General features: G+C 51.0%; 16 protein-coding genes. All 16 read left to right on the forward strand.

The features are described 5' to 3' along the window. The first annotated feature begins 1 nt into the window (after position 1). The 16 genes from DW720_RS03280 (at position 2) to DW720_RS03355 (ending at position 17,804) form a co-directional block, all read left to right on the forward strand. Complete coding sequence (locus DW720_RS03280) at positions 2-1,501, forward strand: sugar ABC transporter ATP-binding protein (protein ID WP_117796233.1); 1,500 nt, start codon at positions 2-4, stop codon at positions 1,499-1,501. A gap of 10 nt (positions 1,502-1,511) precedes the next feature. After that, positions 1,512-2,483 carry an ABC transporter permease gene (locus DW720_RS03285; protein WP_107000586.1) on the forward strand — a complete coding sequence of 324 codons (972 nt, stop codon included), beginning with the start codon at positions 1,512-1,514 and terminating at the stop codon, positions 2,481-2,483. A gap of 32 nt (positions 2,484-2,515) precedes the next feature. After that, positions 2,516-3,628 (forward strand): GntR family transcriptional regulator, encoded by a 1,113-nt coding sequence (locus DW720_RS03290; protein ID WP_107000585.1) that lies wholly within the window; start codon positions 2,516-2,518, stop codon positions 3,626-3,628. 23 nt (positions 3,629-3,651) lie between these two features. Continuing rightward, the gene (gene araA, locus DW720_RS03295) at positions 3,652-5,091 is read left to right on the forward strand and encodes an L-arabinose isomerase (RefSeq protein ID WP_118522974.1); all 1,440 of its coding nucleotides are present in this window, start codon (positions 3,652-3,654) and stop codon (positions 5,089-5,091) included. A gap of 161 nt (positions 5,092-5,252) precedes the next feature. Then, the gene (locus DW720_RS03300) at positions 5,253-6,860 is read left to right on the forward strand and encodes an FGGY-family carbohydrate kinase (RefSeq protein WP_118749254.1); all 1,608 of its coding nucleotides are present in this window, start codon (positions 5,253-5,255) and stop codon (positions 6,858-6,860) included. A gap of 3 nt (positions 6,861-6,863) precedes the next feature. Next, positions 6,864-7,562 carry an L-ribulose-5-phosphate 4-epimerase gene (locus DW720_RS03305; protein ID WP_118749255.1) on the forward strand — a complete coding sequence of 233 codons (699 nt, stop codon included), beginning with the start codon at positions 6,864-6,866 and terminating at the stop codon, positions 7,560-7,562. Between the two features lie 250 nt (positions 7,563-7,812). Then, positions 7,813-8,469 carry a fructose-6-phosphate aldolase gene (fsa, locus tag DW720_RS03310; protein ID WP_022358583.1) on the forward strand — a complete coding sequence of 219 codons (657 nt, stop codon included), beginning with the start codon at positions 7,813-7,815 and terminating at the stop codon, positions 8,467-8,469. A gap of 135 nt (positions 8,470-8,604) precedes the next feature. Then, entirely contained in the window at positions 8,605-9,072 is a 468-nt protein-coding gene (rimP, locus tag DW720_RS03315) for a ribosome maturation factor RimP (protein WP_118524082.1), read from the forward strand. Between the two features lie 23 nt (positions 9,073-9,095). Next, positions 9,096-10,286, forward strand: a complete 1,191-nt coding sequence (gene nusA / locus DW720_RS03320; RefSeq protein ID WP_118468288.1) for a transcription termination factor NusA — start codon at positions 9,096-9,098, stop codon at positions 10,284-10,286. A 105-nt stretch (positions 10,287-10,391) separates the two neighbouring features. Then, complete coding sequence (locus tag DW720_RS03325; protein WP_117796229.1) at positions 10,392-10,667, forward strand: YlxR family protein; 276 nt, start codon at positions 10,392-10,394, stop codon at positions 10,665-10,667. Then, entirely contained in the window at positions 10,654-10,962 is a 309-nt protein-coding gene (locus DW720_RS03330) for a ribosomal L7Ae/L30e/S12e/Gadd45 family protein (protein ID WP_107000578.1), read from the forward strand. Before DW720_RS03325 ends, DW720_RS03330 begins: the two co-directional genes overlap by 14 nt. Positions 10,963-11,035: 73 nt before the next feature. Beyond that, positions 11,036-14,443: a translation initiation factor IF-2 gene (gene infB, locus DW720_RS03335; protein ID WP_118749256.1), complete on the forward strand. Its 3,408-nt coding sequence runs from the start codon at positions 11,036-11,038 to the stop codon at positions 14,441-14,443. A gap of 16 nt (positions 14,444-14,459) precedes the next feature. Beyond that, positions 14,460-14,852: a 30S ribosome-binding factor RbfA gene (rbfA, locus tag DW720_RS03340; RefSeq protein ID WP_022360140.1), complete on the forward strand. Its 393-nt coding sequence runs from the start codon at positions 14,460-14,462 to the stop codon at positions 14,850-14,852. Beyond that, positions 14,845-15,816, forward strand: coding sequence for a bifunctional oligoribonuclease/PAP phosphatase NrnA (locus DW720_RS03345; RefSeq protein WP_118742923.1), 972 nt, complete (start codon positions 14,845-14,847; stop codon positions 15,814-15,816). Before rbfA ends, DW720_RS03345 begins: the two co-directional genes overlap by 8 nt. 82 nt (positions 15,817-15,898) lie before the next feature. Then, a complete protein-coding gene (gene truB / locus DW720_RS03350; protein WP_118742942.1) occupies positions 15,899-16,876 on the forward strand; it encodes a tRNA pseudouridine(55) synthase TruB in 978 nt (325 codons plus the stop codon). Between the two features lies 1 nt (position 16,877). Next, entirely contained in the window at positions 16,878-17,804 is a 927-nt protein-coding gene (locus tag DW720_RS03355; RefSeq protein WP_118523039.1) for a bifunctional riboflavin kinase/FAD synthetase, read from the forward strand. The last annotated feature ends 4 nt before the right edge of the window (positions 17,805-17,808 follow it).

A 17,808-nucleotide genomic window follows, 5' to 3' on the forward strand; every position in this document is an offset into this window, starting at 1 on the left:
AATGAGCGAGGTAAGATTACAGGTAAAAAATCTTTGCAAGTCCTTCGGTATCACGAAGGCAGTTCAGAATGTGTCTTTTAATGTCAATAAAGGCGAGGTTCACGCGCTGATCGGAGAGAATGGTTCCGGTAAATCGACGCTGACCAACATGCTGACCGGCATCTACAGTATCGGAAGCGGTACCTTCATTCTGGATGGGAAAGAGATTCATCCGAAGAATCAGGTAGAAGCCAACAACGAGGGTGTTTCTATCATCGTACAGGAGTTAGGAACCTTGTCAGGACTTACAGTAGCGGAAAATATATTCCTGGGACACGAAGATCAGTTCGTACATATGGGAATTAAAAATACAAATGCCATGAATAAAAAGGCGACGGAGCTTCTGAAACAGTACGGCTTCGAGCGTATCAAGGCGGCAGACATTATCGACAACTACAATTTCGAGGACCGGAAACTGGTCGAGATCGTAAAGGCGACCTACTTCAATCCGAAGATTGTTGTCATTGATGAGACGACCACGGCACTTTCCCAGGAAGGTCGTGAAGAACTTTACAAACACATGAACCGCATCCGTGAGAGCGGCAACACAGTCATCTTTATCTCCCATGACCTTCCGGAGATTCTGGATAAATCCGATACCATCACAATCCTGCGGGATGGTGTTTATATCGACACTGTAAAGAGCAAGGATGTGACCGAGGACGATCTGAAACGTCTGATGGTAGGTCGTGAGGTAACCGGTGATTATTACCGTGCAGACTACGGCGAGAAGGTATCGGATGAAGTGGTTCTTTCAGTGAAAAATGTGACGGTTCCGGGACTGATTGAGGATGTGTCTTTTGACCTTCACAAGGGCGAGATCCTTGGCTTTGGCGGTCTGTCTGAGTCCGGTATGCATGAGATCGGCAAAGCAATCTTCGGCGCATCCTATGACAGAACCGGTACGGTAGAGCTGGCAGACGGAACGCAGATTAACGATATCCCGAGCGCGATCAAGCACAGCATCGCGTATACATCGAAGGATCGTGATAATGAGTCGGTCGTTTTAAACCAGAGCATTGGCGACAACATCTGCCTGCCGTCCCTGGATTCGCTGGCAAACAAGATTCACCTGTTGAGCGATAAGAAATTAAGAGAATTTTCCAACCAGTTTGCAAAACAGATGTCCGTCAAGATGGTAAACGTAAACCAGTTTGTTTCGGAGCTTTCTGGTGGTAATAAGCAGAAGGTCGTTCTGGCAAGATGGATTGGAAAAGATTCCGATATTGTCGTTCTCGACAGTCCGACCCGTGGTATTGATATTAAGGTTAAACAGGACATTTACCAGTTAATGAACCAGATGAGAAAGAATGGAAAATCGATTATCATGATTTCCGAGGAGCTGATGGAGCTGATTGGTATGTGCGACCGCATCATTATCATGAAGGACGGCAAGATCAGCGGTGAGCTGGAACGTGATGAGGCGATGGATGAGAACAGCCTGATCACGATGATGGTATAAGGAGGATGCAATGGAGAATCAAGTTAAGACAAGTACGGAAAATAAAGAGCAGCAGCTCAAAAAGTTATCAAAAATGACGATGATCCGTTCGCTTCTGCCGATTGCGGGACTGATTATTATCTTTCTTATGTTCAATGCCCTGACGAATTTCCGGATGATGAATAACCTTCCTCTGGTACTTTCCCAGGTGTATGTCACTATGATTTCGGCAACCGGCGTATTCTTTATCATGACGATGGGCGGTCTGGATTTCTCCCAGGGTTCCATCCTTGGTATTGCATCGATTGTTGTCTGCATGGTTTCCAAGACCAGCATTCCACTGGCGATTGTGGCAGGTATCGCGGTTGGTGCAGCGATCGGTGCCATCAACGGTTACTTCTATGTATACCGCAAGATTAAATCCTTCATCGTTACGATTTGTACGATGTTCTTATTCCGTGGATTTATCAAATATCTGACGACCAACGCGCCGGTAGCCGGCTCTGCGATGTTAATCAACTTCGACAGCACTGAATTAAAGCTGGCTTGTACGTTGGTGGTCCTGATTATCGGATTTATTTTATTCCGCTTTACCAAGTTTGGTACTTATTTAAAGGCGATCGGAGCAGGTGAGAAAGCAGCGATGTTCTCCGGCATCCGTACCGACCGCATGAAGTTCCTTATCTACACACTGGCAGGTGCGATCACAGGATTTGCCGCATTTATCAATGTTATCAAGGTTGGTTCGGTTACTTCTTCCGGTGGTAACCAGCTTGAGACCCAGATCCTGATTGCACTGGTACTGGGCGGTATGCCGATTTCCGGTGGTGCGAAGGTACGTTTTGAGAATATCATCGTTGGTTCTCTTCTGTACATCGTCCTGAACAGTGGTCTGACGATGATGGGCTTTACCACACAGATGATGCAGCTCATCCAGGGTGTTGTATTCCTGATATTCGTAGCTGTATTCGCAGACCGTCAGTCTCTGCAGGTTATCAAATAGGACAGACAAAAGCGACATCTGGAGGTTACAGTATGAGGGAGAACAGCAGCCGGAATCAGGGTGGACTTAAATATCAGAAGCTCTACAACTGGGGTCGGACGCTGATTATGAGCGGGGTGCTCCGGAATATGGACAAGTTTCCATCCGAGCATATGCTCCAGAATAAATTTGGATACTCCCGCCAGACGGTCCGCAACGCGCTCGACCGCCTGGAGCAGGACGGGCTGATTGCCCGGGTCAAGGGAAGCGGCACATACGTTTCCTATGCGCCGGAGAAGGATAAGGAAGAACGTCCCCGCATCGGACTGATTCTCAGTTATTTTTCAGATTACCTGTTTCCGCAGGTGTACGAGGGAATCGAGTCCGTCCTGCGGGAGGAAGGTTATGAGATCAGCGTTTCGGTCACGCGTAACCGCTTAAATGATGAGGCCCTGTATCTCAAGGGGATGCTGGGGCGCAATGTGTCCGGACTCATCATCGAGGGGACGCGTTCCAGTTTCCCGAATCCGAATCTGCGGCTTTACAAGGAGATACGGCGGAGAAATATTCCGACGCTGTTTATTCACAATCATTACCAGAATGAGACGTTTGACAGCGTGGAGATGTCGGATGCGCGCGCGGGCTATGAGTTGACGCGGATTTTGATACAGAACGGACATACCCGGATCGGCGGTATTTTCAAATACGATGACTGGCAGGGGATCGAGCGTTACCGCGGCTTTATCGAGTGCCTGTCGGATTTCGGGATCGATTTCCAGGAGGACTGGATCCGCTGGTATTCGACCCGGGATATGGAAGAAAAATTAAGCAAAAAAGGTCTTCAGCGGATGTACCGCCGGACGAAGGACTGTACCGCGATGATCCTCTACAACGACGAGGTAGCGGGCAGCTATATGGATTTTTTAAAGGACCGCGGACTGCGCGTGCCGGAAGATATTTCCCTGGTATCGTTTGATGATGCCGGACCGGTGCAGGAGGGGGATCTCACGATCTTGTCCGTGATTCATCCCAAGTACAATCTTGGGCGGCTGACAGCGCGCAATCTTCTGCGGATGATAGAGGATTCGGACTGGCAGGAAAAGAAGTATTCGTACCGGTTTCCGGTGATGTTTAACAACGGAAATTCGGTTCGGGATATACATTGAAAATGACAAGGAGGCAGATTAAAATGAAAAAGTTATACTTTATTGTGGGTTCCCAGGACTTATACGGAGAGGAATGCCTGAAACAGGTTGCAGAAGACAGCCGTCAGATGGTTGCATTCTTAAACGAAAAAGTGGGCGATCTGGCAGAGATCGAACTTCTTCCAACCGTAGAGACTTCTGAAATCTGTATTCAGGATATGCGGAAAGCTTCCAATGATGATGACTGTGTCGGCGTTATCACATGGATGCACACCTTCTCCCCTGCAAAAATGTGGATCAAGGGTCTGCAGGAATTAAGAAAACCGCTGCTTCATTTACATACACAGGCAAATGAAAAGCTTCCGTATGATGAGATCGACATGGATTTCATGAACCTGAATCAGTCCGCACATGGCGACCGTGAGTACGGCTTCATCGTTGCCAGAATGGGTATTCCGCATGAGGTTGTAGCTGGATATTACAAACATGATGATGTGGTAGCAAAGATCCGCCAGTTTGCATCCGTTGCAAAGGCTATCTCCTACTCCAAGTCCTTAAAGGTGGCTTCCTTCGGCAACAATATGCGCGAGGTGGCGGTTACCGACGGCGACCGCGTAGAGAGTCAGATCAAATACGGCTGGGAGTGCAACTATTACGCACTGGGCGATCTGGTTGGCATCATCAACCAGGTAACCGAGGAAGAGATCGACGCGAAGATGAAAGAGTATACCGATAAGTATACAATGAAGACCGACCGAATTGATTCTGTCCGCGAGCAGGCTAAATATGAAGTAGGTCTGGAAAAATTTCTCTCCGCGAACGGAATCGGCGCATTCGCTGATACATTCCAGGATCTGCACGGCTTAAAGCAGCTTCCGGGTATCGCAGCACAGAACCTGATGGGCAAAGGCATCGGCTTTGGTCCGGAGGGCGATTACAAGATTTCCGCTCTGTCTGCAGTCCTGATGAAGATGTCCGAGGGCAAAGAGGGAGCAACCGGCTTTATCGAGGATTATACCTACGATCTGACTCCGGGACAGGAGTTAGAGTTAGCTTCCCATATGCTGGAGGTTCCGCCGGCATTTGCAGCAACCAAACCGGAGATTGATGTAATTCCGCTGGGTATCGGCGGCAAGGAGGATCCGGCAAGACTGATCTTCGACGGCGTGACCGGCGATGGTATCCAGGTAACGATGGTAGATATGGGCGATCATTTCCGCATCATCTGTGCAGATATCGAGCTTGTAAAACAGCCGAAACCGATGCCAAAACTTCCGGTAGCGAGAATTATGTACCGTCATAAACCGAACTTCCAGATCGGTACGGCTGCATGGTGCTACGCAGGCGGCGCTCATCACTCCGTTGTATCTACCGCTCTGACGAGAGATGACATCGCTATGTTCGCGCGTCTGACCGGTACCGAGTTAATTACAATCGGCGAAGATACGACAGAGGCTGATTTACAGAAATTCTTTATGAAATAATAGGGCGTTTGAAAGATAAAAATTTTTGAAAAAGACGTAACTGCATAAGTTTTTGCCACAACTGTGAAAATAGAATAGTTATGAATGACGGGGCGTGCCGCAGCCAAGGGGATGAAAATTCCGGCGGCGGTGCGCTTTTTGCTACAATGAGGAGGATGGATATGGGCCGCAGTGCGGAAGAGATCAAGAAAGACATAGAGAGCGGAAATACAGCGCTCGGAATTGAATTTGGTTCGACCCGAATCAAGGCAGTCTTGACGGACGGCACGACCGCGCCGATCGCGCAGGGGAGCTATGAGTGGGAAAACCGTCTGGAAAATGGTATCTGGACCTATTCCCTGGAAGATATCTGGAAAGGCTTAAAGGACTGCTATGCGGATCTGGCTGCCGATGTGAAGAACCAATACGGTTTAACGCTTAAAAAGGTTGGTGCGATGGGCGTCAGCGCCATGATGCACGGCTATATGGCATTTGATGCGGACGGAAAGCTGCTCGTTCCGTTCCGTACCTGGAGAAATACGATGACCGCCGAGGCAGCAAGACGCCTGACGGACCTGTTTAACTACAATATCCCGCAGAGATGGAGTATTGCACACCTGTATCAGGCGGTGATCAACGGCGAGGAGCATGTATCCCGCGTGCATTTTCTGACCACCTTAGCCGGATATGTACATTGGAAACTGACCGGTAAGCAGGTACTTGGCGTCGGCGATGCTTCGGGTATGTTCCCGATCGACCCGGCAACCGGACAGTATGATGCTGAAATGCTGGATAAGTTCGAAGAAATGATGGTTCCGAAGGGATATCCGTGGAAGCTGCGCGACCTTCTGCCGGAGGTTCTGAGCGCTGGCGATGAGGCGGGAACGCTGACTGAGGAAGGCGCGAAGCTGCTGGATGAGAGCGGCAATCTGGAAGCTGGCATTCCGCTGTGCCCGCCGGAGGGCGATGCAGGAACCGGTATGACGGCAACCAATAGTGTGGCAGTCCGCACCGGTAACGTATCTGCCGGAACCTCCGTATTTGCAATGGTTGTTCTGGAAAAGACTCTGGAGACGGTTCACCAGGAGATTGACATGGTAACTACGCCGGACGGTCATCTGGTCGGCATGGTCCACTGCAACAACTGTACCTCCGATCTGAATGCCTGGGTAGGTCTGTTTGAAGAGTTCTATGAGCTGATGGGGCAGAAAACAGACCGCAACACCCTGTTTGGAACACTGTACCGCAAGGCGCTTGAGGGCGATGAAGACTGCGGAGGACTGATGTCCTACTGCTACCTCTCCGGCGAGCCGATCACCGACTTCGAGGAGGGACGCCCGCTGTTTATGCGCCATCCCGACAGCAAGCTGGGACTGGCAAACTTCATGCGTACCCACTTATACAGTTCCCTGGCAACCCTGAAATATGGTCTGGACATTCTGTTCAAGGAAGAGCACGTGACACTGGATAAACTGATGGGTCATGGCGGATTCTTCAAGACCAAGGGTGTTGGACAGCGTATCATGGCGGCAGCGGCTGACGTGCCGGTATCCGTTATGGAGACAGCCGGTGAGGGCGGTGCCTGGGGTATCGCGGTTCTGGCGGCGTACCGCAAGGATAAGAAGCCGGGACAGAGCTTGTCCGATTACTTAAATGAACAGGTATTTGCAGATGCAAAGGCGGAGACGATGGATCCGGATGCAAAGGATGTCGAGGGCTTCAATGCGTTTATGACAAGCTATATCAATGGTCTGGCTGCCGAGAGAGGCGCCGTAGAAGGAAGGTTTTAATCGATGCTGGAAGAATTAAAAAAAGAAGTATACGAAGCCAATATGCTGCTTCCGAAATACGGTCTGGTTACTTTTACCTGGGGCAATGTTTCCGGGATTGACCGTGAGAAGGGGCTGTTTGTCATCAAACCGTCTGGCGTGGACTATGACAAACTGACGCCAGATGATATGGTTGTCATGGATCTGGAAGGAAACCGCGTTGAGGGAACGCTGAATCCGTCCTCTGATACAAAAACCCACCTGATTCTTTATGACCGTTTTCCGAAGATCGGCGGCGTGGTTCACACGCACAGTCCGTGGGCGACTTCCTGGGCGCAGGCGGGACGCGACATTCCGTGCTACGGAACGACCCATGCAGATTATATTTATGGTTCCGTTCCATGCGCGAGAAACTTAAATGAGGAAGAATTAAAGAATTATGAGTGGAACACAGGCGTGCTGATTGCAGATTTGTTTGAGGAGAGGAAGCTCGACCCGATGGCGGTGCCATGTGTGCTCTGCAAGAACCATGGACCGTTTACCTGGGGCAAGGATGCGCATGAGGCGGTTCACAACGCGGTTGTACTCGAGGAGGTTGCCAAGATGGCGGCGCGCTGCGAGATGATCAATCCGGATGTGAAGGAAGCGCCGCAGTGCCTGCAGGATAAACATTATCTGCGGAAGCATGGTCCGGGGGCGTATTACGGACAGGGAAATTTGTAGTTACTGTTCCCGGGCAGGCACTTTTGAAACCGAAAGTGCCGTAAGAAAACGTGGTGGCAGCAGAAATTTGCCGTATTTAAATACGAAGCCACGGCAAATTCCGTTACTGGGCACGTATGCGTGAACAGTAACAATTTGTAAAATATAGATACAAGTATGGAAATAGATGGGACAAGTATGGTATACTTATGTATAGTAGATATAGGAGATACTGGCTATCTATCTTATAAAAATTAGGAGGATATGGGAAATGAAATTTTTTATTGATACCGCGAATGTTGATGAGATCCGTGAAGCGAATGATATGGGTATTATCTGTGGCGTTACCACAAACCCGTCTCTGATTGCAAAAGAAGGCCGTGATTTTAATGAGGTTATCAAAGAGATTACCAGCATTGTAGATGGACCAATTTCCGGTGAGGTTAAGGCTACGACTGTGAAGGCAGAGGATATGATCGCCGAGGGTCGTGAGATCGCTAAGATTCATCCGAACATGGTTGTTAAAATCCCGATGACTACCGAGGGCTTAAAGGCTGTGAAAGCTCTGTCCGCTGAGGGCATCAAGACCAATGTAACCCTGATCTTTACTGCCAACCAGGCACTTCTGGCTGCAAGAGCAGGCGCTACATACGTTTCTCCGTTCTTAGGCCGTCTGGATGACATCTCCACCAACGGTACAGACCTGATTTACGATATCGTAGAGATCTTTGACAATTATCCGGAGATTTCCACCGAGATTATCTGTGCTTCCACCAGACATCCGATGCACATCATCGAGTGCGCGAAGGCTGGCGCTGACATCGCAACGGTTCCGTTTAAGGTTCTGATGCAGATGGTAAAACACCCGCTGACCGATGCTGGTATCGAGAAATTCAAAGCAGATTATGAGGCTGTATTCGGTAAATAAAGAGAAACAATAGGAAATACCTCTTGAACTTCCGAAAAAAGCATGTTATACTAGGCACGATAACATAATAGACTGACTGGAAAGAGTGGACAAAAAAGTCCACTCTTTCTAATTTCATAGAAAGGTGGTGGGGGTGTGGCAAAGGGAGAGCAGTACGAAGCACGGGTAGAGGCGTGGATCACGCCGGTTCTGGAGCAGCATCAGTTTGAGCTGGTTGATGTGGAGTATGTCCGCGAGGTCGGCGTCTGGTATCTGCGGTGCTACATTGACAAAGAGGGCGGTATTACCGTTGATGACTGCGAGGTAATCAGCCGTCTGCTTGGTGAATGGCTGGATAAGGAAGATTTCATCGAGGACAGCTATATACTGGAGGTGAGTTCTCCGGGACTGGGACGTCCTCTGAAGAAAGAGAAAGATTTTGCAAGAAGCATCGGCAAAGATGTGGAGATCCGCCTGTATAAAGCGATCGACAAACAGAAGGAATTTACAGGAACGCTTACGTCCTATGACGCGGATTCCGTGACACTCACGATGGAGGACGGCAGCGAGCGTACATTTGAAAAATCAGAGATTGCTTTGATTCGTTTAGCCTTTGATTTTTAGACGGTAGGAGGAGATAAAATAAAATGAATAAAGAGTTGATTGAGGCAATAAATCTGCTGGAAAAAGAAAACAATATCAGCAAAGATGTTCTTTTAGAAGCAATTGAAAATTCTCTGCTGACAGCATACAAAAACAATTATGGCCGGGCAGATAATGTCAAGGTAAACATCAACCGTGAAACAGGAGATTTTTCCATCGTGGCAGAGCGTGAGGTTGTGGAGACCGTAGAGGATCCGATGACCCAGGTAAGCCTGGCAGAGGCAAAACTCTTAAACAGCAAGTATGAGCTGGGCGACATCGTTCAGTTTTCTGTCAATTCCAAGGAGTTTGGACGTATCGCCGTTCAGAACGCGAAGAATGTTATCTTACAGAAGCTTCGTGAGGCAGAGCGCAACGCCCTGTATGAGGAGTGGCACTGCAGAGAGAAAGATATCGTAACGGGTATCGTACAGCGCTATGTAGGACGCAACATCAGCATCAACTTAGGCAAGATCGACACGATCCTGAACGAGAGTGAGCAGGTAAAGGGCGAGGTATTCAAACCGACCGAGCGTATCAAACTGTATGTCATCGAAGTAAAAGAGACACAGCGCGACCCGCGTATCACCGTATCCAGAAGCCATCCAGATCTGGTAAAACGCCTTTTTGAGTCTGAGGTTGCCGAGGTCCGAGACGGTACCGTAGAGATCAAGGCGATCGCACGTGAGGCAGGTTCCCGTACGAAGATGGCAGTCAGCTCCAACGACCCGAACGTCGATCCGGTCGGTGCATGTGTCGGCTTAAACGGCGCGCGTGTCAGCGCGGTTGTCAATGAGCTGCGCGGTGAGAAGATCGATATCATCAACTGGGATGACAACCCTGCATTCCTGATTGAGAACGCGTTAAGCCCGGCAAAGGTTATCCTGGTTGCAGCAGATGAGGAAGCACGCGAGGCACAGGTGATCGTTCCGGATTACCAGCTTTCCCTGGCAATCGGTAAAGAGGGTCAGAATGCACGTCTGGCAGCCCGCCTGACCGGATTCAAGATCGATATCAAGAGCGAGACACAGGCAAGAGAGTCCGGTCTTTTAGATGAGCTTGAGAGCGGTTATGAGGAAGGCTTCGAGGGCTACACCGATGACCCGCTGATCAGCGTGGCAGAGGAAGACGCAGCCGAGGCAGCAGAAAATGAGGCGGCTGAGGGCACAGAAGAGCCGGCAGCGGAGCAGGAATAATCCTGACAGATAATGTGCGGGGATGCTGATTTCGGGCGGAACGAGCAGATTTGGCAGAAAGAAAGCAGCAGAACCGGGATTTGACAGAAATGGAAGTGATAGACAGTGGGAGCAAAGAAAGTGCCGCTCAGACAGTGCATCGGATGCGGAGAAATGAAGAGCAAAAAAGAAATGATCCGCGTTTTAAAGACAGCCGACGATACGATCGAGATTGACGCGACAGGCCGTAGGAATGGACGCGGCGCCTACCTCTGTCCTTCGATGGACTGCTGGAAAAAGGCGGTAAAGAGCAAAGGACTGGAGCGGTCGCTCAAGATGGCGATTCCGAAGGAAGTCTATGAGGCGCTGGAAAAGGAGATGGAGCAGTTTGGAGAATCGTAAAAAGGTGCTGAATCTTCTGGGACTGGCGACGCGCGCCGGTAAGACGGCAAGCGGCGAGTTCATGACCGAGAAAGCGATCAAGAGTGGAAAAGCGTATCTGGTGATCGTGTCAGAAGAAGCGTCGGATAATACAAAAAAGATGTTTGAAAATTCATGTGCATACTACAAGGTTCCCGTGTACCAGTTCGGCATGAAAGAAGAGCTGGGACACGCGATGGGAAAAGAGATGAGAGCGTCTCTGGCCGTTTTGGATTCCGGTTTTGCAAAGGCGTTAAGAGAGAAGTTAGATGATTAACGCTTTTCTGGGCAGGCTCTTTTAGGAGCTTATGCAGAACGGGAAGGCAGTGCCGGAACGGAGGTAGCAAAACATGAGAGTTAATGAGTTGTCAAAACAGATTGGCAAATCAAATAAAGAAGTTTTAGAGATACTGCAGAAAAATCATTTTGACGTAAAAAGCCATTCTTCCAAGGTGACGGAGGAACAGGCAGAAGCAGTCAGACGCTTCCTTGCAGGAGCAAAGAGACAGACGACAGCGTCAAAGACAGATACAGGAAAGGCGGAAACAAATCGAGTGGAAGATATAAAGAAAGAGCCGTTAGAGGCAGAGAAGAAAGAGGCGGAGAAGACAACTGAGCCGCCGAAAAAGCGGATTGCAGCGGTTTATCGTCCGCAGAACAGCGTACAGAGAGGAAACCGTCCGGCAGGCAAGGGTAATGCAGGAAACGCAGCCAAGACCGGCGCACCGGCAAGCCGTCCGGCAGCAGCAAGTGCAGAGCAGACCGCAGAGCCGGCTAAGAGCGCAGCTCCAGCGGAGAACCGTGATGGACAGAGAAGCGGCTATCAGGGAAACCGCGACGGCCAGAGAAGCGGCGGCTATCAGGGAAACCGCGACGGCCAGAGAAGCGGCGGCTATCAGGGAAACCGCGACGGCCAGAGAAGCGGCGGCTATCAGGGAAACCGCGACGGCCAGAGAAGCGGCGGCTATCAGGGAAACCGCGACGGCCAGAGAAGCGGCGGCTATCAGGGAAACCGCGACGGCCAGAGAAGCGGCGGCTATCAGGGAAACCGCGACGGCCAGAGAAGCGGCGGCTATCAGGGAAACCGCGACGGCCAGAGAAGCGGCGGCTATCAGGGAAACCGCGACGGCCAGAGAAGCGGCGGCTATCAGGGAAACCGCGACGGCCAGAGAAGCGGCGGCTATCAGGGAAACCGCGACGGCCAGAGAAGCGGCGGCTATCAGGGAAACCGCGACGGCCAGAGAAGCGGCGGCTATCAGGGAAACCGCGACGGCCAGAGAAGCGGCGGCTATCAGGGAAACCGCGACGGCCAGAGAAGCGGCGGCTATCAGGGAAACCGCGACGGCCAGAGAAGCGGCGGCTATCAGGGAAACCGCGACGGCCAGAGAAGCGGCGGCTATCAGGGAAACCGCGACGGCCAGAGAAGCGGCGGCTATCAGGGAAACCGCGACGGCCAGAGAAGCGGCGGCTATCAGGGAAACCGCGATGGCCAGAGAAGCGGCGGCTATCAGGGAAACCGTGACGGCCAGAGAAGCGGCGGCTATCAGGGAAACCGTGACGGCCAGAGAAGCGGCGGCTATCAGGGAAACCGCGATGGACAGAGAAGCGGTGGCTATCAGGGAAACCGTGACGGCCAGAGAAGCGGCGGCTATCAGGGAAACCGCGACGGCCAGAGAAGCGGCGGCTATCAGGGGAACCGCGATGGCCAGAGAAGCGGCGGCTATCAGGGAAACCGTGACGGCCAGAGAAGCGGCGGCTATCAGGGCGGCCGTGATGGTCAGAGAGGCGGACGCGATGGACGCGGCGGTTTAAATATTCCGAAGCCATCCTTCGACAGCCCGGTTGTACAGAAACCGCAGAACAACAAGCAGAATAAGAATAATTACAAGAACGATAAATACAGCAAGATCGACCATGAGGAAGAGATGCACTCCAAGGGAAGAGGCGGAAAGAACGTAAAGAGCGCTGTTCAGCCGCCGCAGAAGAAGGAGGCAAAGGTTGAGGAGATCAAGACAATCACGATCCCGGAGGTAATCACCATCAAGGATCTCGCAGACAAGATGAAACTTCAGCCGTCTGTGATTGTAAAGAAGCTCTTTTTACAGGGCAAGGTTGTCACCATCAATCAGGAAGTAGATTACGAGCAGGCAGAAGAGATCGCGATGGAGTTTGACGTACTCTGTGAGAAAGAGGTCAAGGTTGACGTCATCGAGGAACTTCTGAAAGAGGAAGAAGAGGATGAGAAGGACATGGTAACCCGTCCGCCAGTTGTATGCGTTATGGGCCATGTCGATCATGGTAAAACCTCCCTTCTGGATGCAATCCGCCAGACCAATGTAACTGCAAAAGAGGCAGGCGGTATCACCCAGCACATCGGTGCGTACATGGTAGAGATCAACGGACAGAAGATCACATTCCTCGATACGCCGGGACATGAGGCATTTACCGCAATGCGTATGCGTGGTGCAAAATCCACTGATATTGCAATCCTCGTTGTTGCAGCAGATGACGGTGTTATGCCGCAGACCATCGAGGCGATCAACCATGCGAAGGCAGCAGGGGTTGAGATCATTGTAGCGATCAACAAGATCGATAAGCCGAGTGCCAATATTGAGAAGGTAAAACAGGAGCTTATCGAGTACGAACTGGTTCCGGAGGACTGGGGCGGCAGCACCATCTTCGTTCCGGTATCTGCACATACCAAGGAAGGTATCAAGGAACTGCTTGAGATGATCCTTCTGACCGCAGAGGTCAAAGAGTTAAAGGCAAACCCGAACCGTAATGCGAGAGGTCTTGTCATCGAGGCGGAGCTGGATAAGGGTAAAGGTCCGGTTGCAACCGTCCTGGTACAGAAGGGTACCCTGCATGTCGGTGATCCGATCGCGGCAGGTGCCTGCTACGGCCGTGTCCGTGCGATGATGGACGATAAGGGACGCCGCGTCAAAGAGGCTGGTCCGTCCACTCCGGTCGAGATTCTGGGTCTTAATGACGTGCCGAACGCCGGCGAGGTATTTGTACAGCCGGAGAACGAGAAAGAGGCAAGAAGCTTTGCAGAAACCTTTATCTCTGAGAGCAAGAATAAGTTAATTGAAGATACAAAGATGAAGCTTTCCCTGGACGATCTGTTCTCCCAGATCAAGGCAGGAAATGTAAAGGAACTTCCACTGATCGTCAAGGCAGATGTACAGGGTTCTGTCGAGGCAGTAAAACAGAGCCTGATGAAGCTGTCCAACGAGGAAGTTGTAGTCAAGGTCATCCACGGCGGTGTTGGTGCGATCAACGAGTCCGACGTCAGTCTGGCAGCCGCATCCAACGCGATCATTATTGGTTTCAATGTGCGCCCGGACGCAACCGCGAAGTCCATCGCAGAGCGTGAGAAAGTAGACGTTCGTCTCTACCGCGTCATCTATCAGGCAATCGAGGATGTCGAGGCAGCGATGAAGGGTATGCTTGACCCGATCTACGAGGAGCAGGTAATCGGTCACGCCGTTGTACGTCAGACCTTCAAGGCTTCCGGCGTTGGTACTATCGCTGGTTCCTACGTCCTGGATGGTAAATTCCAGAGAGGCTGCAAGGCACGTATTACCCGTGACGGCGAGCAGATCTTCGATGGTCCGCTGGCATCCTTAAAGCGTTTCAAGGACGACGTGAAGGAAGTTGCTTCCGGATACGAGTGTGGTCTTGTATTTGAGAAGTTCAACGATCTGCAGGAAGACGATATGATCGAAGCATATGCGATGGTAGAGGTTCCGCGCTAGAAAGGCAGAGGGATTCATGCGTAAAAATAGCATTAAAAATACAAGAATTAACAGTGAAGTACAGAGAGAGCTGAGTTCCATCATCAGCCGTGAGCTGAAAGATCCGCGGATTCATCCGATGACAACGGTTGTCTCCGTGGAGGTAACTCCGGATCTCAAGTACTGCAAGGCGTATATCAGCGTGTTAGGCAACGAGGAAGCGGCGAAGGATACGATCCAGGGACTGAAAAGTGCTGTCGGATTTGTCCGCACCCAGCTTGCAAAACGCATTAATTTACGGAATACGCCGGAAATTACATTTATTCTCGATCAGTCGATTGAGTACGGTGTACACATGACCCGCCTGATCGATGAAGTAACTGAAAACCTCAGAGACTCAGAATCGGGAGATGAGGAAGAAAATGAGTAAAAATATCTTAGAGGCGTCACTGGAAGGGGCGGAGCACATCGTACTGCTTGGTCACATCCATCCAGACGGGGACTGTATCGGAACGACTCTGGGACTGCTTAACTATCTGCGGGAGAATTATCCGCAGATAGAGGCAGAACTGTTTCTCGACCATCCGGCTGCTAAATTTTCTTATATGAATGATTTTGAGAAAATTCATACCGAGATTGTGCCGGAAAAACAGTTTGATCTGTGCATTACGCTGGATGCCAGCGACAAAGAGCGTCTGGGCGGCTACGCGGTCTATTTTGACAGCGCCGCCAAGACACTCTGTATCGATCATCACAGAACCAATACAGGATTTGCAGAACAAAATTACATCATTCCGGACGCAAGCTCCTGCAGCGAAGTGTTATACACGCTTCTTGATGAGGCAAAGATCAGCAGGGAGGCGGCAGAGTGTCTCTATACCGGAATTGTGCATGACACAGGTGTATTTAAGTACAATTCAACGACCCGGAAAACGATGGAAATCGCGGGCGCGCTGATGGAAAAAGGCGTGAACGCGGCGAAGATCATCGACGACAGCTTTTACCGCAAGACCTACGCACAGAACCAGATTCTCGGAAAAGCGCTGCTTGGCAGTACACGGATTCTGGATGGAAGATGTATTTTCAGTGTGGTTTCCCAGAAAGAAATGGAGTTTTACAGTGTCGATACGAACGATCTGGATGGCATTATCGATCAGCTCCGGATTACCGAAGGAGTGGAATGTGCCATTTTCATCTATGAAAAGGCGTTCAACGAGTACAAGGTCAGCCTTCGTTCCAACGACTATGTCGATGTGAGCAAGGTGGCGGCGTATTTCGGCGGCGGCGGACACATCCACGCGGCGGGCTGCACGATGCAGGGACATCCGAGGGATGTGATCAACAACCTGACGGGACATATTGAGAAACAGATGGATGCCCGTAGGGAGGAATAGGAGGTTCTGTTGCTGATTGCGCTGCCTGCTTTCAGGTGCACAGCGCATGGACGGTAATAGTTCTGATTTTTTAGGAGATTTTATGTTTCACGGTGTGATAAACATTTATAAAGAACCGGGGTTTACGTCCCACGATGTGGTGGCGAAGCTCCGGGGCATTTTGAGACAGAAAAAGATCGGTCATACGGGTACGCTCGATCCGGCAGCGGAGGGCGTACTCCCTGTATGTCTGGGGAAGGGCACGAAGCTGTGCGACCTTTTGACGGATAAGAGAAAGACGTATCAGGCAGTTCTTTTGCTGGGAACCGAAACCGATACGCAGGATACGACAGGAACGATTCTTTCGGAGAAACCGACGGAACAGCTGACAGAACCGGCAGTCCGCGGGGCGGCGGAGAGCTTTGTTGGTCCGTATATGCAGGTACCGCCGATGTATTCGGCGCTCAAGGTCAACGGAAAGAAGCTCTACGAGCTGGCGAGAGCCGGAAAAGAGGTAGAGCGGGCAGCACGCCCGGTGGAAATCTATGATCTTCAGATAGATGCGGTGGAAATGCCGCGTGTGACGATGACCGTGACCTGTTCCAAGGGAACCTACATCCGTACCCTGTGCCATGACATCGGTGAAAAGCTGGGATGCGGCGGCTGTATGGAAAAACTGATCCGCACCCGCGTCGATCGATTTGCGATCGGGGACAGCCTGCGCCTGTCCGAGGTGGAAGCGCTGGCGAAAGCCGGTCAGATCGAGGATAGGATTGTGCCGGTGGATGGAATGTTTGAGGACTGCCCGGCGTATGTGTCGGAGAGCGAAGTTCTGGATAAGCTTCTGCAGAATGGAAATCCATTCCCGAAGGGGCTGGGACCGAGAGACGGCTGCTTGGTGCAGATCGGAAGCAGTTTGGCTGAACACCAGGTTTCTGCGGATGGAAACTCAGAGATGGTACTTCCGGATTCTGGAATCATCCGCGTCTATGACAGCGCAAACCAGTTTATCGGTCTCTATGCCTATCAGCCGGAGAAGAAACAATGGAAACCACGTAAGATCTTTCTGGGAGGAGAGTAAGATGCAGTATTTTGCCGGAACCAGAGAATTTCAGATAAAAGAGCCGACTGCGGTCACGATCGGTAAGTTTGACGGTCTTCACAGAGGGCATCAGAAGCTGCTGCGGGAAGTGATGCGGTATCGGGAAAAAGGATATAAACCAGCGGTGTTTACCTTTGAGACGGCACCGGGAACCTTGATCCGGGGAAAGCTGCAGACGATGATCACGACCAACGAGGAGCGCGAGGAGAACCTGCGCGAGGCGGGGGTGGAGTATCTGGTGGAATATCCGTTCAACCAGGAAGTCGCACATATGGACCCGGAACAGTTTGTTGCCGAGATTCTGGTCGGCAAGATGGGCGCAAAGGCGATCGTGTCCGGTCCGGACTGCCATTTTGGCTACCAGCGGAAGGGCGATGCTGAACTGCTTCGGAAACTGGCACCGAAATATGGATATGAGGTATCGATCGTTGAAAAGGCGATGGATGGAGAACGCGAGATCAGCAGCACCTATATCCGGGAAGAGCTGGAGAAGGGAAATATCCGCAAGGCGAATGAACTGTTGGGATACGAGTACCGGATCAGCGGACAGGTGGTACACGGGGAGCATTTAGGTTCCACCCTAGGGTTTCCGACGGCGAATATCCTGCCGGGAATCCAGAAACATCTTCCAGCGTTCGGGGTATATCTCTCCCGGACGGTGATTGATGGTGTTTCTTATGGAAGTATCACAAATATTGGAAAAAAACCGACGATTGCCGGGGAACGACCGGCGGGTGCGGAGACATATATCTATGATCTGGATGAAAACCTGTATGGGAAAAAGATAGAGGTTCATTTTTTAGATTTTATGCGGCCGGAGATGAAATTTTCCGGGGTGGATGAGTTGAAGATGCAGGTTTTGAAGGATAAAGAAACCGGGAGAAAAATGCACGGAGCGGAACGATGAGAGT

Source organism: Clostridium sp. AM27-28, assembly GCF_003480955.1.
Taxonomy (GTDB): domain Bacteria; phylum Bacillota; class Clostridia; order Lachnospirales; family Lachnospiraceae; genus Otoolea; species Otoolea fessa.